Annotated in this window: 28 protein-coding genes and 1 pseudogene; 18 read left to right on the top strand and 11 right to left on the bottom strand. The window is 39.1% G+C overall.

Annotation, left to right across the window (positions count from 1 at the left end):
* The first annotated feature begins 38 nt into the window (after window positions 1–38).
* Both ATS76_RS09945 and ATS76_RS09940 read left to right on the top strand, forming a co-directional pair.
* Window positions 39–539: a transposase gene (locus tag ATS76_RS09945; protein ID WP_058552002.1), complete on the top strand. Its 501-nt coding sequence runs from the start codon at window positions 39–41 to the stop codon at window positions 537–539.
* Window positions 449–1381 carry an IS3 family transposase gene (locus ATS76_RS09940; RefSeq protein ID WP_152995635.1) on the top strand — a complete coding sequence of 311 codons (933 nt, stop codon included), beginning with the start codon at window positions 449–451 and terminating at the stop codon, window positions 1379–1381. Before ATS76_RS09945 ends, ATS76_RS09940 begins: the two co-directional genes overlap by 91 nt.
* A 73-nt stretch (window positions 1382–1454) precedes the next feature.
* Here ATS76_RS09940 and asnS read toward each other — a convergent pair whose 3' ends face one another.
* The gene (gene asnS / locus ATS76_RS09935; protein WP_058405591.1) at window positions 1455–2852 is read right to left on the bottom strand and encodes an asparagine--tRNA ligase; all 1398 of its coding nucleotides are present in this window, start codon (window positions 2850–2852) and stop codon (window positions 1455–1457) included.
* A 297-nt stretch (window positions 2853–3149) separates the two neighbouring features.
* Here asnS and ATS76_RS09930 point away from each other — a divergent pair, with 297 nt between their 5' ends.
* A complete protein-coding gene (locus ATS76_RS09930; RefSeq protein ID WP_008131176.1) occupies window positions 3150–3584 on the top strand; it encodes an ATP-binding protein in 435 nt (144 codons plus the stop codon).
* A gap of 2 nt (window positions 3585–3586) precedes the next feature.
* On the opposite strand, the gene ATS76_RS09925 is transcribed toward ATS76_RS09930, so the two are convergent.
* The 6 genes from ATS76_RS09925 to bioA all read right to left on the bottom strand — a co-directional run bounded on the left by ATS76_RS09925 (window position 3587) and on the right by bioA (window position 10120).
* Window positions 3587–4216: a Vat family streptogramin A O-acetyltransferase gene (locus ATS76_RS09925; protein ID WP_058552000.1), complete on the bottom strand. Its 630-nt coding sequence runs from the start codon at window positions 4214–4216 to the stop codon at window positions 3587–3589.
* 30 nt (window positions 4217–4246) lie between these two features.
* Entirely contained in the window at window positions 4247–5257 is a 1011-nt protein-coding gene (locus ATS76_RS09920) for an ABC transporter ATP-binding protein (RefSeq protein WP_058551999.1), read from the bottom strand.
* Between the two features lie 13 nt (window positions 5258–5270).
* Window positions 5271–6770 (bottom strand): ABC transporter permease, encoded by a 1500-nt coding sequence (locus ATS76_RS09915; RefSeq protein WP_058551998.1) that lies wholly within the window; start codon window positions 6768–6770, stop codon window positions 5271–5273.
* Window positions 6770–7810: an extracellular solute-binding protein gene (locus tag ATS76_RS09910; RefSeq protein ID WP_058551997.1), complete on the bottom strand. Its 1041-nt coding sequence runs from the start codon at window positions 7808–7810 to the stop codon at window positions 6770–6772. Before ATS76_RS09910 ends, ATS76_RS09915 begins: the two co-directional genes overlap by 1 nt.
* Entirely contained in the window at window positions 7810–8622 is an 813-nt protein-coding gene (locus tag ATS76_RS09905) for a hypothetical protein (protein WP_058551996.1), read from the bottom strand. Before ATS76_RS09905 ends, ATS76_RS09910 begins: the two co-directional genes overlap by 1 nt.
* A 187-nt stretch (window positions 8623–8809) precedes the next feature.
* Entirely contained in the window at window positions 8810–10120 is a 1311-nt protein-coding gene (gene bioA / locus ATS76_RS09900) for an adenosylmethionine--8-amino-7-oxononanoate transaminase (RefSeq protein WP_058551995.1), read from the bottom strand.
* Between the two features lie 95 nt (window positions 10121–10215).
* Between bioA and bioB the strand changes: the two genes are divergently transcribed.
* The 5 genes from bioB to htpX all read left to right on the top strand — a co-directional run bounded on the left by bioB (window position 10216) and on the right by htpX (window position 14966).
* Complete coding sequence (gene bioB, locus ATS76_RS09895) at window positions 10216–11256, top strand: biotin synthase BioB (RefSeq protein WP_058551994.1); 1041 nt, start codon at window positions 10216–10218, stop codon at window positions 11254–11256.
* A 13-nt stretch (window positions 11257–11269) separates the two neighbouring features.
* Window positions 11270–12421, top strand: coding sequence for an aminotransferase class I/II-fold pyridoxal phosphate-dependent enzyme (locus tag ATS76_RS09890; protein WP_058551993.1), 1152 nt, complete (start codon window positions 11270–11272; stop codon window positions 12419–12421).
* Entirely contained in the window at window positions 12418–13251 is an 834-nt protein-coding gene (locus ATS76_RS09885; protein ID WP_058551992.1) for a methyltransferase domain-containing protein, read from the top strand. Before ATS76_RS09890 ends, ATS76_RS09885 begins: the two co-directional genes overlap by 4 nt.
* Window positions 13252–13277: 26 nt before the next feature.
* A complete protein-coding gene (gene bioD, locus ATS76_RS09880; RefSeq protein WP_058551991.1) occupies window positions 13278–13961 on the top strand; it encodes a dethiobiotin synthase in 684 nt (227 codons plus the stop codon).
* A 141-nt stretch (window positions 13962–14102) separates the two neighbouring features.
* The gene (gene htpX / locus ATS76_RS09875; protein WP_058551990.1) at window positions 14103–14966 is read left to right on the top strand and encodes a protease HtpX; all 864 of its coding nucleotides are present in this window, start codon (window positions 14103–14105) and stop codon (window positions 14964–14966) included.
* A 72-nt stretch (window positions 14967–15038) separates the two neighbouring features.
* Here the strand turns inward: htpX and gloA are convergent, their stop codons facing one another.
* A complete protein-coding gene (gloA, locus tag ATS76_RS09870; RefSeq protein WP_058551989.1) occupies window positions 15039–15566 on the bottom strand; it encodes a lactoylglutathione lyase in 528 nt (175 codons plus the stop codon).
* A 376-nt stretch (window positions 15567–15942) separates the two neighbouring features.
* Between gloA and ATS76_RS09865 the strand changes: the two genes are divergently transcribed.
* The 10 genes and pseudogenes from ATS76_RS09865 to ATS76_RS09825 all read left to right on the top strand — a co-directional run bounded on the left by ATS76_RS09865 (window position 15943) and on the right by ATS76_RS09825 (window position 20893).
* Window positions 15943–16326 (top strand): hypothetical protein, encoded by a 384-nt coding sequence (locus ATS76_RS09865; protein WP_152995634.1) that lies wholly within the window; start codon window positions 15943–15945, stop codon window positions 16324–16326.
* A gap of 73 nt (window positions 16327–16399) precedes the next feature.
* Complete coding sequence (locus tag ATS76_RS09860; protein WP_160327116.1) at window positions 16400–16837, top strand: SMI1/KNR4 family protein; 438 nt, start codon at window positions 16400–16402, stop codon at window positions 16835–16837.
* A 22-nt stretch (window positions 16838–16859) separates the two neighbouring features.
* Window positions 16860–17138, top strand: a pseudogene (locus tag ATS76_RS19550) (transposase); the annotation flags it as partial.
* 107 nt (window positions 17139–17245) lie between these two features.
* Complete coding sequence (locus tag ATS76_RS19290; RefSeq protein WP_201020859.1) at window positions 17246–17422, top strand: hypothetical protein; 177 nt, start codon at window positions 17246–17248, stop codon at window positions 17420–17422.
* Window positions 17423–17565: 143 nt separating this feature from the next.
* Entirely contained in the window at window positions 17566–18003 is a 438-nt protein-coding gene (locus ATS76_RS09855; protein ID WP_058551986.1) for a hypothetical protein, read from the top strand.
* A gap of 45 nt (window positions 18004–18048) precedes the next feature.
* Window positions 18049–18447 (top strand): hypothetical protein, encoded by a 399-nt coding sequence (locus ATS76_RS09850; protein ID WP_058551985.1) that lies wholly within the window; start codon window positions 18049–18051, stop codon window positions 18445–18447.
* 217 nt (window positions 18448–18664) lie between these two features.
* A complete protein-coding gene (locus ATS76_RS09845) occupies window positions 18665–18976 on the top strand; it encodes a hypothetical protein (RefSeq protein ID WP_058551984.1) in 312 nt (103 codons plus the stop codon).
* 538 nt (window positions 18977–19514) lie between these two features.
* The gene (locus ATS76_RS09835) at window positions 19515–20069 is read left to right on the top strand and encodes a GNAT family N-acetyltransferase (protein WP_058551982.1); all 555 of its coding nucleotides are present in this window, start codon (window positions 19515–19517) and stop codon (window positions 20067–20069) included.
* Window positions 20070–20105: 36 nt separating this feature from the next.
* Entirely contained in the window at window positions 20106–20468 is a 363-nt protein-coding gene (locus tag ATS76_RS09830; protein WP_058551981.1) for a hypothetical protein, read from the top strand.
* Window positions 20469–20584: 116 nt separating this feature from the next.
* Window positions 20585–20893 (top strand): DUF6419 family natural product biosynthesis protein, encoded by a 309-nt coding sequence (locus ATS76_RS09825; RefSeq protein ID WP_058552023.1) that lies wholly within the window; start codon window positions 20585–20587, stop codon window positions 20891–20893.
* Window positions 20894–21065: 172 nt separating this feature from the next.
* On the opposite strand, the gene bktB is transcribed toward ATS76_RS09825, so the two are convergent.
* From bktB to ATS76_RS09810, 3 genes are all read right to left on the bottom strand, one after another.
* Complete coding sequence (gene bktB, locus ATS76_RS09820) at window positions 21066–22256, bottom strand: beta-ketothiolase BktB (RefSeq protein WP_058551980.1); 1191 nt, start codon at window positions 22254–22256, stop codon at window positions 21066–21068.
* A gap of 389 nt (window positions 22257–22645) precedes the next feature.
* A complete protein-coding gene (locus ATS76_RS09815; RefSeq protein WP_058551979.1) occupies window positions 22646–23248 on the bottom strand; it encodes a hypothetical protein in 603 nt (200 codons plus the stop codon).
* Between the two features lie 200 nt (window positions 23249–23448).
* Window positions 23449–24150: a metal-dependent hydrolase gene (locus tag ATS76_RS09810; protein ID WP_058551978.1), complete on the bottom strand. Its 702-nt coding sequence runs from the start codon at window positions 24148–24150 to the stop codon at window positions 23449–23451.
* Window positions 24151–24193: the final 43 nt, after the last annotated feature.

Genomic DNA, 24193 nt, shown 5'->3' with positions numbered 1-24193 from the left:
CCCAATAGTTGGACAATCCAATTACTGGGGGTCTTTTTATGTCCAAGTACAAAAGAATATTTAAGTTAAAGCTCGCACAACTTGCTGAGCAGGAAAACTCTGAAGCATTAAGTAGAAAGTACAATATTAGCGCTCGGCTTATTCGTTATTGGTTTCAGGTCTACCTGCTTAATGGGTCAAAGAGTTTTATCCATAAACAGTTACCTTATTCAGGCGGGTTCAAAATTCATGTGCTCGAGACGATGGAAATTAATGATTGGTCTTTGGGTTATACTAGCGCCTATTTCGACTTATCATCCCCAGGTATTTTATTTCAATGGCAAAAGCTTTATGCTCACGGGGGTATAACCCGACTAAAACCAAAGAAAAAAGGTAGGCCTCGCGTGACGAATCATTCTTCAACTCCTAAACCATCAGCAGACATGTCTGAAAAAGAGCTCAGGGAAGAATTGGATTATCTACGTGCAGAGAACGCAGTCTTAAAAAAGTTAGAAGCCTTGGCTCAGGCCAGAAAGAAAAAAGCAAAGACAAAACGATAGTTGTCGAAGAGCTCAAGGCAAAATACAGCTTACAACACTTATTAAAGGTCACAGGGCTTCCCAAGAGTGTGTATTATTACCATCGTAATACACTGGTTCAACCCTGTTCCAACACTGACTTATGCGAAAGAATACGTGATATCTATCACAAGCACAAAGGACGATACGGCTACCGTAGGGTAACTTGCACGCTAAGAGCAATGGGTTTGGTGGTTAATCATAAGCGCGTGCAACGCTTGATGGGCGAACTTGGCTTGAAATCAAAAGTCAGACCTAAACGCTACACCTCTTACAAAGGTGAAGTCGGTAGAATCGCTGAAAATGTTCTCAAACGTGAATTTACGGCAAAGAAGCCCAATCAAAAATGGGTGACCGATGTCACTGAATTTAAAGTCAATGGAGAAAAGGTATACCTGTCACCGGTAATAGACCTATTTAACCAAGAAGTGGTCAGCTATGAGGTAAGGACATCTGTCACGCTACCACTAGTGACTGACATGCTTAAAGCCGCAACAGCAAAGCTGTTGAAGCATGAGAGACCACTCATCCACTCAGACCAAGGTTGGCAATATCAAAATAAACGATATCAACAACACCTGAAAAAGCATGGGCTAATTCAAAGTATGTCTCGAAAAGGAAACTGCTTAGACAATGCCGTTGCAGAAAACTTCTTCGGCATATTAAAAACTGAGATGTATCACAATGAGACGTTCAAGGACGCAAATGAACTCATTGAAAACATCAAAGAATACATCGATTATTACAACAACGAACGCATTAAGCTAAAACTAAAAGGCCTGAGTCCGATACAATATCGAAATCAGGCCTTGGTTGCCGCTTAGAAATGAGTCCAACTTATTGGGGTCACTTCAATTGGCTGGTTTTTAATATTAAAACAACTTATTAATCTAAATTTTAGTACGTTGCGCTGCCTTTTGTACGAGGGAAGGCAATTACATCACGTACGTTGCCCATACCTGTTACATAAGCAACTAAGCGCTCAAAACCTAAACCAAAGCCTGAATGCGGTACGCTACCGTATTTACGCAAATCGCGGTACCAGCTGTAGTCTTCTTTGTTTAAGCCCATTTCTTCAAGGCGCGCATCAAGCACATCTAAACGCTCTTCACGCTGAGAACCACCAATAATTTCACCAATACCCGGTGCAACTACGTCCATAGCGGCAACGGTTTTGCCGTCTTCGTTTTGGCGCATGTAAAATGCTTTAATATCACGTGGGTAGTTTTTAATTACTACAGGTGCTTTAAAATGTTCTTCTGCTAAGTAGCGTTCGTGCTCTGATTGTAAATCTACACCCCATTCAACAGCGTACTCAAACTTTTTACCACAGGCTTTAAGTATTTCTACTGCGTCAGTGTAATCAACTTGGGCAAAGTCTTTTTCTACAAATTCTTCTAAACGGCTAATGGCTGTTTTTTCAACACGTAGTGCAAAAAACTCCATATCGTCACGGCGCTCTTCAAGTACCGCTTTAAATACGTACTTAAGCATGTTTTCTGCAAGTTTTGCGATGTCTTCTAAATCAGCAAACGCAACTTCTGGTTCAACCATCCAAAATTCAGCTAAGTGACGTGAAGTATTTGAGTTTTCTGCACGGAAAGTTGGGCCAAACGTATAAATTTTTGACATTGCAGACGCGTAAGTTTCGCCGTTTAACTGGCCAGATACAGTTAAAAATGCTTCTTTACCAAAAAAGTCTTCGCTGTAATCAACATCGCCTTTATCTGTACGTGGAAGGTTTTGCATATCGAGTGTCGATACACGGAACATTTCACCTGCGCCTTCACAGTCACTTGCTGTGATAATCGGTGTGCTGATCCAATAATAGCCTTGCTCGTGATAAAAACGATGGATAGCTTGTGCTAAACAGTTACGTACACGTGTAACAGCGCCAATCATGTTAGTACGAGGGCGAAGGTGCGCGTGTTCGCGTAAGTATTCAATGCTGTGGCGCTTTGCCGACATTGGGTATGAATCTGGGTTTTCTACCCAACCTAAAACTTTTACTGAATTAGCTTGAATTTCAAACGATTGACCTTGGCCAGCAGATTGAACTAAAACACCAGTAACCGATACAGAACAACCGGCTGTTAAGCTAGTAACTTCATCATAATTATTTAGTGAATTAGGAACTACCGCTTGAATAGGATCAAAACACGAACCGTCATGAACGGCTAAAAATGATATTCCTGCTTTTGAATCGCGGCGAGTACGGATCCAGCCCTTAATTGTTACTTGGCTGTCTACCGCAACATTGCCTTTTAATAGCTCTGAAATCGCTAAATGGCTCATCTTCACTCCAATGATATAAGTTGCCTAACTTTATTTATTTAAATATGTACAACACATACGCTCTATTTTATTAATAGAAGGTGCTGTACTAGAACCCTGTATCTTACCTAGTAAAGTAAAATAAAAAAACTGTTGCGGGCAACTCTTTAAAAGTTTTTATCAATGCGGTTTATTTTTAGTCGATTTTAAGGCACAAATGACTAAGTTTGTTATTTGCTGCTCTGAAGTTTAACGATTTTGTGGCATTATATATTTTTTGATTACTCAATAATGACCATTACTTTAGAAATGGATGCTATGAAACAAGTTTTTATTTTACGTGGACTACCTGGAAGCGGTAAGTCGTATTATGCACAAAATTTAGCAGACGAATTAGCGACTGCAGATGAAAGCCAATATTTAATTTGCTCAACAGACGATTACTTTTTAAACGAGCAGGGTGAGTATCACTTTGATAAATTTAAATTACCCCAATACCATAATTTAAATTTAGCCCGTTTTATACAGGCCCTCGCACAAGACATTCCGCTTGTAATTGTAGACAACACCAATATTAAAAAATGGGAATTTGTGGCATACACTCAAGCAGCTGTTGCCTTAGGTTATCAAGTAAAAGAAGTGATTGTGGGTGAAGTTAAAGATAAATCTATGCAGCACCTATACGCTAAACGTAACTCGCATAATGTGCCGCTTAAAACGATAAGTAAAATGGCGTATATGTTTGAGTGGTAGTGCTAAAGTTTAGACAGTACATCTAAATTATTGTGAGTTATAGCATCTAAATGAGTAGTGATTTTGTCACTGCTCCAGTCCCACCATGCTATGGATAGCAGTGCACTAATCGTTTTATCGTCAAAACGCTGTTTGATTATTTTTGCTGGATTCCCACCAACGACAGCATAAGCAGGGACATCGCTGGTCACTACCGATTTACAGGCAATGATTGCGCCACTTCCTATTTTTACCCCAGGCATGATGGTGGCGTTATAGCCAATCCACACATCATTCCCTATTTCAGTATCGCCTTTAAAAGGTAAATCACCTGGTTGGGGTGCAGACTTTTCCCACCCGTTACCAAATATAAAAAAAGGGTAGGTAGAAAAACCAGCACTTTGATGATTGGCCCCATTCATTATAAAAGTTACATCTTTTGCTATGGCACAAAACTTCCCGATAATAAGTTTGTCTCCAATAAAATCGAAATGATAAAGGACATTTTTTTCAAAATGTTCAGGCCCATCAGGGTCGTCGTAATACGTGTAATCACCTACTTCGATATTAGGTGACGTAATAAAATTTTTTAAATAACCTACTTGAGGAAACCCTGGCATTGGAGATGGGTTATTTGGGTTTGGTCCGTTCATAGTTTCCTCCAAAATAACATGGTTAATCCGCTAGCGTTTAAATGCCGCCAGTGGATGAGAAGTGCTTAGCGAAACATGCACGTTATCACCAGGGTGAACAACCACTTCGTGACTCACACGGCTAGTGACTAAAGTACCACAGGCGAGTTTAATTGCGCATAATCGGCTTCCACCTTCAAAACGTACCCAAATAACTTCGCCATTATTACCTACACTGCTTTGCACTAATAAAACATCGTCTGGACGCAATAATACATCAACATCGCCATGAGCCCAGTCAACACCGTGAGCGGGAGCATTACCAATGTCGGTAAGCGCTTGGCCATTATTTAACGTGCCTTTTATAAAGCTAGCTTCACCCAAAAAACGCGCAACAAAACGATTAGCGGGGGTACTAAAGCATTTTTCGGGAGTGTCAATTTGTTGTATTTTTCCGCCTTTTAATACACCAACACGGTCACCAACAGATAGGGCTTCTTCTTGGTCATGTGTTACCCAAATAGCTGGCACACCCGCATTTTTAAGTGCATTTCGTATATCCCAACGCAAAATGTCTTTTAAAGCTGCGTCTAAATTTGATAGCGGCTCATCGAGTAATACAAAATCGGGCTGGTGGGCAAGGGTACGTGCTAGAGCAACACGTTGTTTCTGGCCGCCAGACAGAGTCGCTGGTTTTTTTGTTCTAAATTCATCTAGACCAAGTAAGTTGATCCAATGATTCGCAACGCTGTTATCTTTTAATTTAAAACAAATATTTTGCTCAACCGTCAAATGCGGAAATAACGCAAAATCTTGAAAAACCATACCTACACTGCGCTTTTCAGGGGGCACCGATTTATTAGGAGTTGCACGCCATTTATCTGCGTTTATATCACCCTCAGAGATAGGTATTAACCCTGCTAGTGCTTGCAATATTGTACTTTTACCACAACCGGTTGGACCAACAAGCATTAGGATTTCGTTTTCACCAAGCGTTAAATTTAAATCGCTCACAACACGATTACTGCCATAATCTATAGACAACTGACTTACAGATAGCATTTACTTCAAATCCTTAATATTCAAACTGGTTACGTTTTTCGCCAGACATCATAATAGCTAAACCACAAGCAGAGATCACCACTAATAACAGCCCAGGTATGGCAGCTCGGCCAAAATAGCCAGCTTCGTATACACGCCATAAATAAGTAGACAGAGTTTCAAACCCTGTTGGACCTAATAATAAGGTGGCTTCAAGTTCACGCATTGATTCTAAAAACACCAATGCGCCACCAGCCACGATACCGCGCATGGTTAAAGGCAAGGTAATACGCGTGAAGGCTTCACGCGGGCTTGCGCCAAGCACGCGAGCAGATTTAACCAAGCTTGGATCTAAATGTTCGGTGCTGGTGCGAATTGAACCAACCGCCAGAGGTAAAAAACGTAGCATGTACGCTATGATTAATAGCCCTAAAGTTTGATATAAAAATGGTAATTGTAACCCGCCATAAACGAGCGCCGTGCCCATCACAATGCCAGGTATGCCAAAGCCAAAGTAGGTTACTCGCTCCATAATTCGACCAGCTTTACCACTGAGGGCTGCATGTGCAACTGGCACAGCGACAATAACTGCCACCATAGCAGCAAGTGCAGACGCATAAGTAGAGTGCCATGCAATTGTAAAGTCAAAATTACTTACTCCATCTCTTGCAAGCCATATAAAAAATATAGTCAATGGTAAACCTATAGCCATTAGTAGGACAGGAGCGAACAGAGTAAATATAGCACCTAGTTGTAGCTTACTTGGAAATAAAATAAGAGGGCGGCCATTTCGCTCAGTAGCTGTTTTTATTTGCGACTCTATAAGTAATAAAAAGCCTACAATAATCATTAACTGAAGCGACAGCATCGCTGCGCGACCCAGTGCAAAGGCGTTGTATTCAACATAAATAACACGTGTAAAGGTATCAAGACGCATCATGGCTGGGGTGCCAAAGTCAGATAAAGTATAAAGTGCCACTAATAACGCCCCAGCAGCAATGCCATTCACTACACGGGGTAAAATAACGTTGAATACACTTTGGGTCATCGACATACCCAATGTACGTGCTGCGTTTACCATGCTGGCATCTAAACTTAATAACGATGATCGGGTAGTCATCATTACAAATGGAAACGTATACAGTGTCATAACTATTGCAGCACCTGATAACCCATACATAGGGGGTGTTTCAAATCCCAATAGATTATTTATTTCGCCCCCAGGGCCAAATGCCGCGTAAAGCGTAAATGCACCAATATAACTGGGAATAGCAAGCGGGGCTGCAAACAATACAAGCCATGCTTTTTTAAAGGGTAAATGAACATAGGCACTTATAAATGCCAGTGGCACGCCAATCAAAATAGAACCCAAAACAGTTAAGCCCATTAAAGCCAGTGTATTGCCTAAAATGGCCAAGTTATGGCTATCAAAATAAGAGCTTGAGTCACTTGCAAGCACCATTAATATACAAATAGGAGTAAGCGTAATGAGCGCTGCAAGCAGCGCCATTGGATAAGATGGAGGTATTCGCATTATAAAACGCCGTTGCTGCGCATTAAGTCAATAGTGGGACGTAAATCTGCAAGTTGTGTTAAATCAATTTTAGGTGGTAAAACACTTGAAAGCGAAGGTAAACCGTCTGGCTGCTCAATACCGTTTACTAGCGGTATTTCGTATGCTTCACGTGCTAAATAACCTTGCACTTCTTTACTCAGTAAATAACGCATAAAGTTAGTTGCAAGCGGGTCACTGTTAAGCGTTAAAATGCCAGAAGCATTTACCAAACAGCCTGCGTCGTTTTGAGTAAACGCTAAATCAAGTTTTGCATCAGGCTTGCCTGACTTCAATCGCAAGGTGTAGTAATGATTGGCAAAGCCGATATCTACTTCACCCCGTTCTACCCCCATAACAACACCTAATTCACCAGCGTAGGTTTTTGCACGCTTTTTAACTTTTTTGAGCCATTTAGCTGTTTTATCATCACCTTCTAAAATACGCATTGCAGTAACAAACGATTGAAAAGACGCATAGGCAGGCGCCCAACCTATACTCAAATCGCTTTCAGCAATTTCCATAATACTCGTTGGAATTTGATCTTTCGTTAAACGTGATGTGTTATAAGGCAATGTACGTATACGGCCGGTTACTGGTGCCCACTCTTTATACTTAAATTGTGGCTGCAGTTGCGCTGATAAATCGTTTGGCAGTGGCTTAGCAAGTCCTGCATCAGTTACTAGGCCAATAGCACCAGAGTCAACCGCCCAAAATAAATCAGCGCGTTTAACGCCAGCTTTGGCTTCTGCAACAATTGTGTTGGCAAGCGCAGCGGTGGGTCCGCGGCGAATAGCTAAATTAAAATCAGGGTTATTTTTTTGGATAGCTTGTAATACATTTTCGTACAAACCACCTTCACCTCGGCCTAAATATAAGGTTAAATCACCTTTAAGCTTTGGTAAATCGTCAACCGACACGGGATTATGTACCGTATTGGCAAAAGCCTGCGATAGAGGTAATGGCAATGAGCCCATTACCCCTAGTGCAGCCAACCCTTGTATAAAGGTTCTGCGTTCCACTAAAAAACGTCCTTACGATTTTTTTCGGCTTTTTCAATTAAACCCTTAGCGCGGTCTAATTTTGTTTGCATGTCAGTTACTACATCACGCACTTCATCAACACTTTTGTTGTCTGCAATCGCTTTTGGAAGCGTTACGTTAAAATCTTTTTCAAGTGCCTCTACTAAATTGGCATCTTGCTCAATAAGTGTTCCTTCAACGCCTTCGAATAAGTGTAGGTAGGTGTCGTGTACAATTTCAGTTGCTTCGTCTTGAAGGCGTTCAGCAAGTTTTGCGATAACGCGGTCTAGTTTGTGCTTTATTTCGTCTATTGTTGCACTTTGTGTCATTTCTTTGCTTGCTGTGGCTGTAACCGTCTTTAACAAGCCTTTTTGTTGAAATTTAGCCGCTAGTTTAACAGCACCTAAACCTTGCCATAAGGCAGTGTTCATAGCGTGTTGGTGTGTACGTACTTCAGCTGCTGATTTACCACCATCAATTGCCATTTTCACACCGTACAAACCTTGCCAAATAGAGGCATAAACAGGTACTAAGTTAGTTTCAATTGCACTGTGAAATTTTACCGATTCCCAATATTCAATTAAATCGTCGGTGTTTACAGCTTTAGCGCCTTTACTTTCGTAGGTGCTAACAAGCGTGTCCACTTTACCTACCATCCACTCAACTTCTTCATTATAACTTTTAAGGTTAGCTTGAAGGTGATTTACATGCTCGCCAATAGGGCCGTTAGCAAATATAGGTTGTGAAATAAATGCAGACGCGATTAAAAAAGAGGCACCTAATGCTTTGGCGGGTTTAAAAAATAAGTTCATGTAAGACGTCCAAAAGGTAATTGTAAATGATAGGTATTATCATATCCGTAAATATTACGAAGAGCAATATACTAAAACCACTAAACACATATTTGAAGGCTTAAGGACGAATTTAATTAATATAGATGATCTACATCAAGTTAAATCCGTCTTTGGCTAATTAGCATCACTTTTAGACCGACAATATTTAGCAAGCTTTAACGTAATGTTTGCCTTTAATTGCACTGTAAATTGCATTGCAAAGCGTTTTAATACTGTTTTCGTCACTTATATACGGTGGCATAAGATAAATTAGTTTACCGAAAGGGCGGATCCATACACCTTTTTCTACAAAATAAGCTTGGATAGTGGCAACATCAATGCTTCCCGCTTCATCAGATAATTCTACAACGCCTATTGCACCTAAGGTTCTTACATCAGCAACGTCTTTGAGCTCCATACATTGATGTAATTGCTGGAGTTGGTCATTTATATCAGCTACACGCTGTTGCCAATTTTGCTCAAGTAATAAATCTATGCTGGCACACGCAGCGGCACACGCTAGCGGGTTACCCATAAAGGTAGGACCGTGCATCAAAACACCGGCTTCACCTTCGCTTATGCCTTTGGCAATTTCATCGCTAGTCAGTGTGGCAGACAAAGTCATTGAGCCACCCGTTAGTGCTTTACCTATGCATAAAATATCAGGTTCAATATTGGCGTGTTCAACCGCAAATAATTTACCTGTTCGGCCAAAGCCAGTGGCTATTTCGTCGCAAATTAAAAGTACATTATATTGCGTGCATAGTTGCCTTACACAGGCTAAATAGTCGGGGTGGTAAAAATTCATACCCCCTGCGTTTTGTACAATAGGCTCAATGATAAAAGCGGCTACGTGTTGGTGATTATTTTTAAAATAATGTTCAAGTTCAATCGCTTCACTTTTTTCAAAAGTACCAGAAAACTTACTGGCCGGGGCAGGTACAAATATGTGATCAGGTAAAAAACCTTTATATAGGCTATGCATAGAGTTAACAGGATCGCATACACTCATTGCAGCAAACGTATCGCCATGATAGCCCTTATAAGGCGTCATTAATTTTTGTTTTGTTTTAATACCTTGGCTTAACCAGTATTGCAGTGCCATTTTAATAGCTACTTCAACACTCACTGAGCCACTATCAGCTAAAAATACTTTGTTTAAGCTGCTGGGTGTAATTTTGACGAGCTTTTTGCACAGCTCAACTGCACTTGAATGCGTAATACCCCCAAACATTATATGGCTCATGTCATTAATTTGTTCAACCATTGCCCGGTTAATAGCGGGGTGGTTATAACCATGAATAGCACTCCACCACGATGCCATCCCATCAATTAGTTGTTCGCCTGTTTCGAGGTGAATTATATTGTGTTTAGCATGGGTGACAGGGTAAACAGGAATAGGCTGAGTCATTGATGTGTATGGATGCCAAATGTGTTCACGATCAAAATTTAAATCAATTGGTTGCTTATTGTTCATATGTAAACTTTAACTGGGTGAGCTTCGTTGACAATGGTACGTGAAGTTTTAGACTAATCCAACATCACCAATATGAAAAAAATAAAGAGAGAATTATGGAACGTGCACCTGTTCGTCACGATTGGACCCATAGCGAAGTTAAAGCCTTATTTGAAATGCCGTTTAACGATTTACTGTTTAGAGCTGCGTCGGTTCACCGTGCTAACTTCAATCCAAATGAAGTGCAAATCTCTACCTTGTTATCAATTAAAACAGGGGCATGCCCAGAAGACTGCAAATATTGCCCGCAGTCAGGCCATTATAAAACTGACCTTGAACGCGAACGCCTTATAGAAGTAGAAAAAGTAGTAGAACAAGCCCGTTTAGCTAAACAAAAAGGCGCAACACGTTTTTGTATGGGTGCAGCTTGGTCAGATCCAAAAGACAGAGACATGCCATACATTTCAAAAATGGTAAAAGAAGTTAAAGAGCTTGGCCTTGAAACCTGCATGACGCTGGGCAAACTCACAAACGAAAAAGCGCACGAACTAAGCAGTGCAGGTTTAGATTACTATAACCATAATTTAGACACATCACCTGAATACTACGAGCAAATTATATCAACGCGCACGTTTGAAGACAGATTAAATACCATAGATCATGTGCGCGATGCCGGTATGAAAGTTTGTTCAGGCGGTATAGTGGGTATGGGAGAGCAAGCCGCCGACCGTTATGGCTTACTTATGCAGTTAGCTAACCTACCCCAGCAGCCAGAAAGTGTGCCTATTAATATGCTGGTAAAAGTAAAAGGTACCCCGCTTGAAAACGTTGATGATTTAGACCATTTTGAGTTTATACGCACCATAGCAACAGCACGTATAATGATGCCACACAGTTATGTTCGTTTGTCGGCAGGGCGTAACGCCATGAATGAGCAAATGCAATCAATGTGCTTTTTTGCGGGCGCTAACTCTATATTTTATGGTGATAAACTACTTACTACAGAAAATCCAGAAGCCGATGCTGACATGAACCTTATTAAAAAGTTAGGTATGAACCCAGAAACGCGTGAAGGTTATTCAGACGAAGCCGTAGCTGCGTCGCTTTCATCGCAAGTAGCTGATAAAGCCACATCTGAATTGTTTTACGAAGCCTAATTAAGTCTTACTCATGCCATTTGAATTTATTAGCACACACCTTAATGAGCGGGCAGAGCAATCGCTTTTACGAAAACGTCACGTGGTGCAAAATGCCACGGCACGCACTATTGAGGTTGATAATAAAACGTACTTAAATTTTGCTAGTAATGACTATTTGGGCTTTGGTGATATAGCTATTCACAGTGAAAATGTTAACACGCTAGGTAGCCACAGCTCTGCTTTAGTAACTGGGTATCAAATACAGCAACAAGCATTAGAGCAGTACTTATGCACTCAGTTTGGTTATCAAGCTGGGCTGCTTTTTAATTCTGGCTTTAGTGCTAATAGCAGTGTAATTAAAGCGTTGTTTCAGGATAAATCAGCAGCGCAAAGCAGTGCTATTTTTCAAGACAAGTTAAACCACGCCAGCTTAATAGATGGGGCGCTTCACTCTAATGCGGCATTAATACGTTTTAATCATAACGATTTAAACCATTTACGGTCTCGGCTCGAAAAGTCAAAAGCACAAAACAAGTTAATTATTAGCGAAGGCGTTTTTTCGATGGATGGCGATACGGCCCCCATAAAAGATTTACTGCTCCTTGCAAAACAACATAATGCTTGGTTGATGATAGATGATGCGCACGGCTTTGGCGCTTTGGGTAACACAGGGTTGGGTAGTTGCGAAACTCTTATTGGCGATACTTTGCCCGACATACTCGTCATTACATTTGGTAAAGCGGTTGCCAGTAGCGGCGCATGTGTATTGGGTTCACACCTATTTATAGACTACATGCTGCAATATAATCGCGATTACACATACTCAACAGCTATGTCGCCGTTAATGGCAAACAATACCTTAACGCGTATAAAGCACATTAAAACAGCTGATACGCAACGCTCAACATTAAATAAAAACATAGCGGCATTTAAACACCTTGCACAACAGCATAATATAGCGGTAATGGACTCAAATATGGCTATTCAACCGATTGTTCTGGGCTGTGCAGAGCAAACAATAAAAGCGACCAATAAACTCAAGCAGCAAGGAATTTGGCTTACCGCAATTAGACCGCCCACGGTTGCATACAATACTGCGCGCTTAAGAGTGACTTTAACCGCAGCACATACCCTTGACGACATTACTTATCTTGTTAAACATTTAGCAAAGGCACTACTATGATTGCCCACGCACTGGATATTGAGCCAGTTACAAAGGCCGCTGCAACAACCCAATTAAAAAGGCTTAACCCGGCACTTAAAAAAGGAGCGCAAGTTAACTTTTCAAAAGCGGCAGGTAATTACAATACACATGCGCATGTTCAAAAAAAAGCAGCCGATGATTTATTCAAACTAATAAATCCATTAGCTTGCAATAAAAATAAGGTATGCGTTGATTTAGGCGCAGGCCCACTTGTAAACACCCAGCAGCTTCAACGCCTTTACGGTACCGTGTTATCAATGGATTTAAGTTTTGATATGCTCAAAAGCGGTAATGAAGGTGATTACAAAATTTGCGCAGATATGGATAACTTGCCACTGCAAGCAAACAGTATCGATATAATTTTTAGTAACTTTGCAGTGCAATGGTCGGCCAATTTTAAGGCGCTTTTACAGTCACTTTATGGGGTGTTAAAACCGGGTGGGCAGGCTTATATTAGCACTGTAGTTGAAGGCTCACTTAACGAAATAAAAACAGCGTTCGCCGCGGTAGATAGCCACAACCATATTAATACATTTAATGCGGGTGATTATATAAACCAATCGGTCCAAAATTCTGGCTTTCAGGTAAACAGGGTAATCTCTAAAACTTATACAGACGAATATGCGTCTGCATTACACGCTATTCGCTCAATAAAGGCTATTGGCGCAACCACCCAAAACACAGCTAATACGCGCCAAGGGTTATTAACAAGGTCGGCATTAAAAAAAGCGTGTGCAGCGTACCCTTTAATAAACCAAAAAGCGTGTGTTTCTTACCATGTAGTATTGTTATCATTAAATAAAGCGTAAATAACGTCTGTTTAAAAGGCACAGCCATGAAAGAATTTTTTATTACCGGCACCGACACCGACGCCGGAAAAACTCATGTAACTAGTTTATTGTTAAAGTTACTTGCTCAACACAAAAAAAAGGCAATAGGGTATAAACCCCTAGCTGCTGGCTCTGAAATGGCGTTTGATCAACTTGTTAATGCCGACGCACTTATGCTGATGGAAAGTGCAACGGTGAGTGCAAAATACGATGTTGTAAATCCCTTTACTTTTGCACCACCTATAGCTCCCCACATAGCCGCAGAGCAGGCTGGGGTCAGTATAAACGTTAGCAAGCTTACCGCAGCTTATAAAACGGTAAAACAGCAAGGCGCTGACTATATGCTTACAGAAGGAGCGGGTGGCTGGGCTTTACCTATTAATAATACTGAGTATTTATACGACTGGGTTAAAACAGAGGAACTACCGGTTATTTTGGTAGTTGGTATGAAATTAGGTTGCTTAAATCATGCGCTGTTAACCGCGGCACATATGCAAAGCCTAGGTATTAACTGTATAGGTTGGATTGCCAACCAAGTTGATGAGCATATGGATGAGTACCAAGCAAACCTAGATAGTTTAAAGGCGCGGCTACCATTTCCTATTCTTGCTATCAGCCCTTACAGCGAGCAAACGCCAAAATTACAAATTTATAAAACACTTCTTGAAAATTTATCAATAAATCCATAAATACTACTTGTGTTGTGACATAGTTTGTCACAAAATAACACGCCCCCTATGACATAGTGTGTCATAGGAGTAGTGTTGCTCATAGTCGATCAAATTTTAGAAAAATCGCTCAGCAATAAATGTTATTTTTGGAGAACTCGAATGAAACGTGTATTTTTGTTTTTATTAACTAACCTCGCGGTTATGTTGGTATTAGGTGTGGTGCTTTCAATTATAATGAGCGCGCTGGGCTTAAGCCATCGTAGCCTGGGTGGTATATTACTTATTGCAGCCGTATTTGGATTTGGTGGATCGTTTATTTCACTATTTATGTCTAAATGGATTGCTAAAAAATCAACAGGTGCGCAGGTTATTACTCAACCAAGTAACGAAACTGAGCAGTGGTTAATAAACACTGTTGCTGCGCAAGCCAAAAAAGCGGGTATTGCAATGCCTGAAGTGGCAATTTACAACAGCCCCGAAATGAACGCGTTTGCAACAGGCCCAAGTAAAAACAACTCACTAGTCGCTGTAAGTACAGGGCTAATGCAAAGCATGACCCAAGATCAAGCCGAAGCCGTGCTCGCTCATGAAGTGTCACATATTGCCAGTGGCGACATGGTAACGCTTACGCTTATTCAAGGTGTGGTTAATACTTTTGTGATTTTTGCTGCAAAAGTGTTGGCAAATATTGTAGATAACTTTCTTAATGGCGATGAAGAAGAGGGCGGAATAAGCTGGACCTACATTTTATTCGACATGTTATTCCAAGTACTGTTTGGGGTGTTGGCAAGTATAGTTGTGGCACATTACAGCAGGCAGCGTGAATTTGCAGCCGATAGCGGTGCAGCCAAATTAGTTGGCGCCGACAAAATGCGCTCCGCTCTTGAACGTTTAAAGCAAAACCATCCTTCGCAGTTACAAGGATCTATGATGGCGTTTGGTATTGCGGGGGGTAAAAGCATGGCTGAGTTGTTTTCATCGCACCCGCCGCTTGACTCGCGTATAGACGCGCTACTTCGTTAAAAAATTCAAGTTTTTCACAGTACTTGTAAACAAAAAGCCTGCATTTGCAGGCTTTTTTATGTTTAATGTTTTTTATTGCGATTGAATAATGTCAGTAATACCCTCCGGCGAGAGTATTTCAATCCAGTAACCGTCAGGGTCTTTAATAAAGGCAAGACCTTTCATTGAACCACCATCTGGCTTTTTAACAAATTCTACAGCGTATTTAGCAAAGCGCTCACAGGCAGCGAATACATCGGGTACGCTAATCCCAATATGGCCAAAGCCTTTTGGTTCTTCATTACCACTGTGATAACCGGTAAAGCTGTCGTCGTTTTCAGTACCCCAGTTATGGGTAAGCTCAATCAGCGCAGGGCGTCGAAACACCCATTGTGTTTTTTCTTTATCATCGCCCTTTGGCATGTCTTGCTCGTAGCCTAAAAAGTACAAAGTAAACTCCATATCAGGAAAGTCGTATTTTCCTAATAGTTTCATGCCCAGTACGTTTTCATAAAATGCAAGCGACGGTTTTGGATCTTTAATACGCAACATAGTTTGCTGCATCACATAGCCCTCGGTGGCTTGTGCAATTTGCTCTGGAGATTCGTTAAAGCTAGACATACGTTAATCCTTAATAAATTGACTGAAAAAACCTTAATGGATTTAAAAAGGCAGGGTGCACGCTCATCATAATAAACAGCAGCAAAAATTAAAACCACTTAGCTAAATTACTAGCCAATGAGTTGTGTTTTTATAAGCGAGAAATGGCATATATAGTGATACTTTTTTTATACAGCACTTGGCGTTTTATTCCATAACATTATTAAAAGTCGTTTTGGTGTATTTCAATAACGGGTGTTTTAAAGCCTACGTAATCACCTGTTTACATAAAAGTTATTTAGTGGAATTATTAAGAAATGTAATCTGCGTCGTTTTGGGGTGTTATACCCTCTCCAAAGATGTGTTCAATAAATTGTTATAAATACTTGAGGTTGATTTGAATAAAGTATTTGATGGAATCGCTTTACCATTAAAGATAGTTACTTCTTCTGACATCAACGAAGAGGCTAACGGAAATATGCTCTCTTTTACATTTGATTTATTTGAAAGAGAAGAAGAGTTTTTTTCTTTGTTTTTAAACTATTGCACTGAGCTATATAAAAATACGGTTAATGATGAGCTATTAACGATATATTGTTGGCTTGACGAGTTAGCTGGCCAGATAAGATTAAGCGCGGTATCTCAAAGTCACGAAAAGCTTCCGTTCCGAGTTGATTTAAATAACTTACCGCTAGAGCAATTTTGTGAATCGCTAGTTATCGGTTGTAGCGGTATTTATTCGAAACCGGGAAATTTAAATGTTTGGCAAACGTACTTATAACAAAAAAATTTAAGCGGACATTGCCGAGAGCAGACAAAGCCGCTTAATTTGGTGTTATACACCGATGGAAACTATGAATTTATATCAAAGCTTTGTTGAAAAATTTGCACAAAGTACAGCCACCGCTTCTATTAGTGAACTTGAGTCTGTTGAATCAACTCTCAAAGCTGAATTACCAGGTAGTTATAAAAATTTCATTGCCAGTTTTGGAGCTACTCACAATCCAACCCTATTGGATGTTACAGTTGAAACTGACTCTGACTTATCAGACCTAAATGAGTTTGTTCAAGTGTCTAACTTTGTCAAGTTTAATGAGATGTATTGGTCGGGTGGCATGCCAAGAACTGTTTATGCTTTTGCAACAGACTGTTCAGGAAATGCATTTTGTTTTGAATTATCATCCGATATAGGTGAAGTCTTTTTATACGACACTGACTTCAATGAATTAGAATCTTTGGAGCTAACATTTGATCAATTGCTTGGTGAATATTTGTCGTTGGTTGGTGTATAACAAGCTAACTAATAAAGATAATGCAGCGTATCCGCCATCGGTGATGCTAAAGATAATTTTACTCGGTTATGCACATCATTTGATCAGTCGTCGAATTGCTAAAGCGTGTGAGACGAATATTTTATTTATGAGTGTGTCGGGTGATATTCAGCCGCATTAAACATCAATAGCGCCATTCGTGGCCAAAATTCGTGAGCATATTGAACTGCTGTTCACGCAAGTGCTGATGATATGTGATGAGGAAGACTTGATAGACCGTAACATGATTACTATTGATGGTTGTAAATTAAAATCAAATGCGATAACTGATTGAACCAAAATAGGATCTCGACTACGGTTGTTTCATTAATAAAAATAAATTTTAAACGCGTTACTCCACAGGTTCGTTTTAGCAGATAAGGGATAACTATGGGTAAATGGAATAAATCAGGTAAAATTAAAAATCCTGTTCTTTTTGGTATTTCAATAGGGGTTGCTTTGGGAGCAAGTCTAGGTGTTGCATTAAATAGTGCTGTTTTTGGCATAACAATAGGTATTGCAATGTCAGTAGCATTTTGGGCTTCTGCCAAAAATACAAATAAATAGTCACAGGAATTATTGCGCTTCGGACAAGTAAATTAGCGAAGATTACTCTGTTTACGTTTTGAAATTTTAGTCAGGAATTTTTAGTGTATTTACGTGTGCAATTAAACTTCTTTACAGAGTTAATGCTTAATATAGGGAAATAAATGAAACACGCATTTTCAGGTGTATTTGAGACTGATTCTGTATTTAAAACTCTCGCTTTATGTGTACTGACTTTAGGTGCCTATTTAATCTATAAGCTTTATCGTTTTACAAGCCAATTAAATCAACATACTCAACTTAAAATATCCAAACTATTTATTACAACTGCTATTGTTTTGTTTGTTACTTCTTCAGGTAGCTTAATTTATAGCTTAATTAACTATCATGACCTAAGTATCTTAAAAAGCTCAATTGGAATTCATGTCATATCGAGTGCTTTCGACATAACATGGATTGTCATGGTTCGAAAGCGTATTAATTTACTAGCAGGCACCCATAAAGGTGACAATCTTTGGTTAAATCCTTTTATGACGTCAATTTTCCATGTTATTTATATGCAATATAAAATCAACCAAGGTTTGGCTGATAAAACCATATAACAAGAAAGGGCGGCCCCATTTGGGGTGATAATTATTAAGGGTTTCATGAAGATAGCTATACCTTTTATTTCTCTTTTTTCTCCTCTTGTTTTAGCAAGTGATTGCTCTTTTGAACATCTACGCAATGACTTTGTTATTGAACGTGCCGGCGCTGATGCAAAACAAAGTTTTGAGGATAAAGGCGTTTCTTTTATTGCCGTTGCTAATGGTTTAGTTCCTGCACGTCCGGGGTTTGAACATATCCACATGTCTGCTTGTATCATATTAAAAACTAAATGGGATGTTTTGTGGGTTGGTGCAGACACCAGTAATTGTTCTGCATACATTGAGCCGGAAGAACATGCTATTGCTTATTCACGTGTTTTTAACGATAAAATGATTGAGCTTGCTAAATTAAGTAAAAAATATGATTGTGCTAATGATTTACAAAACAAACTTTATTAGGGCGAGTACATGATTTTATATTTGTTTTAGTTTAGGCATACACGTCATTGAATTTAAAATTAATTCTTTTAGTCTAAGTTAGACAAATAGAATAAAAAAGTCATTCGCTTTAGGTCATATATTAAGGTTAACTAATAAATAGTTACAAATTACAGTTGGTTCTATTACCGTAAGTCATTTACTCTATTGATTAAAGTTTTACGTAAGAAGGATTTTTATGAATAATTTATCTACACGAGGAAAAGTAGCGTTAACGCTATGTATTAGTTTTGCTTTTTTGTTATTAATTAGCGGTATTTACGACTTTTGGATTATCGAATTCAAAGCCGAAGATCTAATAATGAGTATTGGGGCTTTTTTAATGCTGCTAAGTTTTGCGTTAATTCCGAAAATATTTTTCTTACCTTTTGCAGATATTTTTAAATCAACAGATCAACCAACTTTAGGAAATATAAAAGTACAGCAATGGCTTATGTTTTCCGGTGTATTGTTTTGTGCACTTGGATTTGCCTTGAGGTTGTTTTTATAAAAACGGGATATCCAAAATTACTTAAATCCCATCTTAAAATTAAGGCCATAGTGATTATATGAAGTTTACTGTTAGATACAATAGTATGTTTTTAGCTAATAAGTTTACTTTATTACTTGCTGTTAATTAGCAAGGAGAGGATTCAGCTATAAACATATTACATGTAGATGGCGCGGCTGGTTTAAGCTTGGGTGTATTGTTATTTGCTTTATTAGAGTGGGTATCGGTTTTATATAACCTACCTGTAAATATTGTTTTTTTACTCGCAAGTTGCAATATTATTTATGGAATTTACGCTTTAAACCTTGCTTTCTTAGTTGCTAAGCCTGTTTATACAATCACTGTATTAGCAATAGGTAACGTTGTATGGGCCTTTATATGCATTGCTATAGTTTTATATTATTTGCAAACAGCCAGTTTAATTGGCATTTTGTTTATAGTACTCGAGGCCGGGTTTGTAAGTATTTTTGCATATTACGAATTTAAGTTAAGGTTTGTATTAGCAAACGTAAAATAATGGATACTGAGTAGGAATAAAATGGATTTTCCAATATTAAACACCTCACACATTTTGCTTGACCAATTAACACCAGCAGATTCTATGGCTCTGTTTGAGCTTTTTTCAAACCAGTCGGTTATAAAATATTACGATTTAGAAGCAATGACTGAGTTAACCCAAGCTAACAATTTAATTACGTTATTTAATTCTCGTTTTAATGAAAATAAAGGAATACGCTGGGCTATTCGGTTAAAAGAATCTAATGAACTAATTGGTACGTGTGGATTTAATTCATGGAACGCCAAAATGCAAAGTGCTGTTATTGGTTATGACTTGCACCCGGATTATTGGGGTAAAGGGTATGTAACCGACGCAGTAAATTGTATTGTAAAAGCTGCTTTTGCAGGTAAATTGGCGTGTAACATACACAGAATACAAGCCGATACTGTTTTGGGTAATGCCGCGTCTGAAGCTGTATTATTAAAAGTAGGCTTTAAAGAAGAGGGTATAAGGCGCCATAGCGGTTATTGGAAAAACCAATTTCACGATCTTAAATGCTTTGGGTTGTTAAAAACTGAATTTAAATATCAATAACAGCCTGATATAAAAAAGAAATAATAAGGGAAATACATGCTTGTTAAGTTACAAAACATTATTGCCAAAGGAGTTTGGCAGTCGTTAGCTTTAGTCATTGTGTTTTTTATTGCAGGCCCAGAAATTATGTTAGGGCTTGAAATGATGGTGATGGTTGAGTTTTTAGGGGCTTCTACCTTTGTGTTGGTTTACACGTCAGGGATTAAACTTTTTATATTCAAGTTAATTAATAAATTTAAGCGTTTTGAGCGTTACTCTATGCTGTTTTTGCCGCCTTTATCGGTATTAAAAAAAATGCCATCTATTGTGATTCACGCAATACCTGAAAGAACGCTAGTTTTGCTGTTTTTAGGGTCTTTAGTCACTGTTATGTTGTTAAATTATAAGCTTTTTATCTAGGTAACTTATCTATATTTTAGGAAATTACAGCCCTAGGTCACTTAGCAGGTCTAAAAACATCTCAATTTAAAAGTTAAAACTACTTGTATTAAAAGCCATTCACCATGGAGGTTGTTATGTTTAAAGTAATAATTGGATGTGCTGTTATATTTTCGGTTGTTTGTATGTTACTCGCCGCCGCACCTTTTACGCCTGCAATATCAGGTTCATTTATTATGCTGTTATTTGCAGGAGCTATAGGTTACAAGAGCTATTTGCAATCAAGTTTGATACTGCTGTTAATTAATACGCTGGCAGTTATTGGCAGCCCAGCTATAAATATAGAAAACACCCAAACATTACTGTTTATACCGATATTATTTTCAATCTCATTTGGTGGTGTTTTAGTAGGCATAAGAAAGTTAACTTCAAAACACGTTTTGTAGACGAGAGTTTTGCCAACGTTTGAGGCAAGCTTTTTGTTGTTAAGCAATAAGGTGTAGCAGCGCTTTGCTCCCTGTTTTTTCTCTAAAAGCAAAGCGTCTGTTAGTGCTCCTTGTGAATAAAGCCTGTATGTTTAAACCTAATGTGGTATCAAATAGCATTACAAACTTAGAATTAAAGCGCTTCAAAAATGGCTGCTATTCCTTGCCCGCCGCCAATACACATAGTGACTAAACCGTACTGACCATTTATACGCTTCAGCTCGTGAAGGCATTTTGTAGTTAATATAGCGCCTGTTGCGCCAACCGGGTGGCCTAAGGCAATGGCGCCGCCATTCGGGTTCACCTTGTGTGCAGGAAAGTTTAACTCATTTGCTACGCATAAGGCTTGGGCTGCAAAAGCCTCATTAGATTCAATTATATCCATATCGTTGATTGTTAGGCCGGTTTTTTCAAATACTTGCTGCACAGCAGGAATAGGTCCGGTTCCCATTAATGAGGGTTCAACACCAGCACGAGCATAGCCAATGAGTCGTCCAATTGGTTTAAGCCCTTGTTCTTGGGCTTTTTGTTCAGACACAAGTACAAGTATGGCTGCGCCATCGTTTATACCTGATGAGCTTGCTGCGGTAACGGTGCCATCTTTTTTAAAATAGGGCTTTAAAGTTGCAAGTTTTTCGGCTGTAGTATCGGCACGAACATGTTCGTCGGTATCAAAAAGGTGCGTGCCCTTACGTGATGTAATTTCTATTGGCACTATTTGCGACTTAAAGTGACCTTGTTCAATCGCTCTGGCTGCTTTAAGGTGACTTTGCGCTGCGTAATCATCTTGTTGTTTGCGGCTAATTGCATATTTTTCTGCAACGTTCTCTGCGGTTATCCCCATAGGGTTGTTATCCCACGGATCTTGTAATGTTGTTGTGAGCTCGTCAAGCATTACGCTGTTGCCCATTTTTTGCCCCCAGCGGTTACTTTGAAGTGTATAAGCTGATGTGCTCATACTTTCTGTTCCACCAGCAAGGGCTGCATCTACATCACCTAATTGAATTTGTTGCGCTGCTTGTATTATGGCTTCAAGGCCTGAACCACATAAGCGATTTAGTGTAACTGCATGGCTGTTTATAGGCAGCCCCGCATCTATGCCTATAACCCGTGATAGGTAGGCATCTTTTGGGCCATTATGTATTACCTTACCAATAACGGTTGAACCTATTTGGTTTAAAGGAATATTTGCTCTTTTGATTGCTTCTTTAGCGCAAAGGGTACCAAGCTCTGCAGGGGAAAAGTTTTTTAGGGTTCCGCCAAAACTACCAATTGCTGTTCTTACAGCACTTAATACAACAACACCGGTGTTAGATTTTGTCATTTTTTCTCTTTATTATTAATTTATTAGTGTAGTAGGATAAGCTAAATCATTAAACTTAGTCTTTTTAAAATACTCTAACATATTAACAAGGTGGGTATAAAAGGCTAAGTCAAAATGAATAAGTATTGTTACCCATTTGAAGCTTATGGAAGGACTGCTTTGTTTACTCGCTCTTTATATTTAATAGATTGAAGCTCTTATTTTACAAACAAATTAAATAAAAATGGGGGCGGCTCTATATTTTATGATTACGTAAATAGCGTTAGAACTTGATAGTTTGGAATATGTTCGGCGAATGCTTTAAACGTAAAAAAATCGGCGGATATAGTATATTCGCCGATATTGATAGAGCCTTTATAAACAGATTATCACTCGTGTGATATTGAGCCTTAATCTGCTTTACGGTTAAGACTAAATAAACAAATTGCTAAAAGTAATGTTGCAATCATGCCCGAAGCACCGGCAACGCCTGATGGCAGAAATCCATCACGGCCAAATATAATTAATATAGCATTGGCAAGCATTGCAACACCGCCTGCAAGGGCTGTAAGGCTACCAATGGCTTTGCCGCCTTTGGCAATAAAAGAAAGGCCAAATACAAGTGCTGCTAAGCCTAATAATAATTTAGCTGCGTAGTAAATCATGAATGATAAAGACACTACACCACCAATTAAAGGTTGTGCGCCTTCTACTGCACCCGTTACTTTTCCAAATGTTGAAAATAAAGTTAGGCCAATACTTACTTGTATTATGTTAAGAACAGCGCTAAATGTGATTGCCGACCAGCCTAATTGAGCGTTTTTTGCTTGCACCATAGCTGCACTTGCAAAGGCAACAAGTACAGTAAAAAGCACCGCTTCTAGGCCCCATGCATACTGTCTTGAAAAGCTAATTCCGCCACTGTAAAGCGCTGTAAAAATAGCCTGTGTTATCGCTAACGCCAACAATAGAGATGCTGCAATTAGTGGGGTGCGTTTATTCGTAAATTCCATTATGGACCTCTTATAATTTTATGTTTGACGCTTTGAGTGATGCAAAACTTTCGAACTTGCAGGTATAAGACAGGTGAAACTATTTAATTATTTCGTTTAAAATTATAAAAATATTTTGTACAAAAGAGTGGCAAGCATTTTAGCAATGTTGTAGTCAGTTTGAGTTACTAAGGCACTAAAGGAGCCCAAGATTAAACTGACTAAGATATAAGCTTAAAACGAGACCAATCACTTAACAAAGTGATAGTTTGCATTGTAGGTGGGGCTACATAGATCAAACCTGCAATGGCAATAACAGACGCCAAAGTAATTAATTTATTATCGAAATTAGCTATTTTTAAAGCGGTTCCGAAAGAGCGTTTAATTTCCACATTACTTAAATCGACACTGTAAATTTCATCAAGTAATAAATGTATTAACCCGCCGAGTAAAATAAAGCCACCTGTTAACCAGGCAAAGATGGCTGAATACATGGTTGTTTGGTCATTCAGCTGCCAGGTTACTTGTGTTGTTAACAAGGCGCATAACAGTATAAATAATAAAGAGTGGCAGCTACCTCTGTGTACTGTGATCCACTCAAAAATGGGCCTGATAATATATTTCATAAATCCATACACTAACAACGGCACTACAACTAACTCGACAAAACTAATTTGGATGATTAGCTCGGTGGTTATGTAATGCATTACTATTAATACAGCACAAAGAGCAAATAAGTTAAAAATAGTATCGAGTGATGTGGAGTTATCTGAATCTATATCGGGTAATAGGCCGCCAATTGAGCCTAAAAACCATAACCAAAGTGCGCTGTTTAAATCAATGTGGCCTGCCGATAAAAGAGCGGCTGAGCTTAAGCCGGTTATGATAACAGCAGTATTAAGATGAGTATTGAAGTTTGCCATTGTATATCTTGATAGGAAAATAGGTTGGCATTTTAGCAATTGA

The organism is Pseudoalteromonas sp. 10-33 (assembly GCF_001469195.1).
In the GTDB taxonomy this organism is placed as follows: Bacteria; Pseudomonadota; Gammaproteobacteria; order Enterobacterales; family Alteromonadaceae; genus Pseudoalteromonas.
Note: the sequence above shows the minus strand (reverse complement) of the source record. Positions and strands in the feature narration are given on the sequence as shown.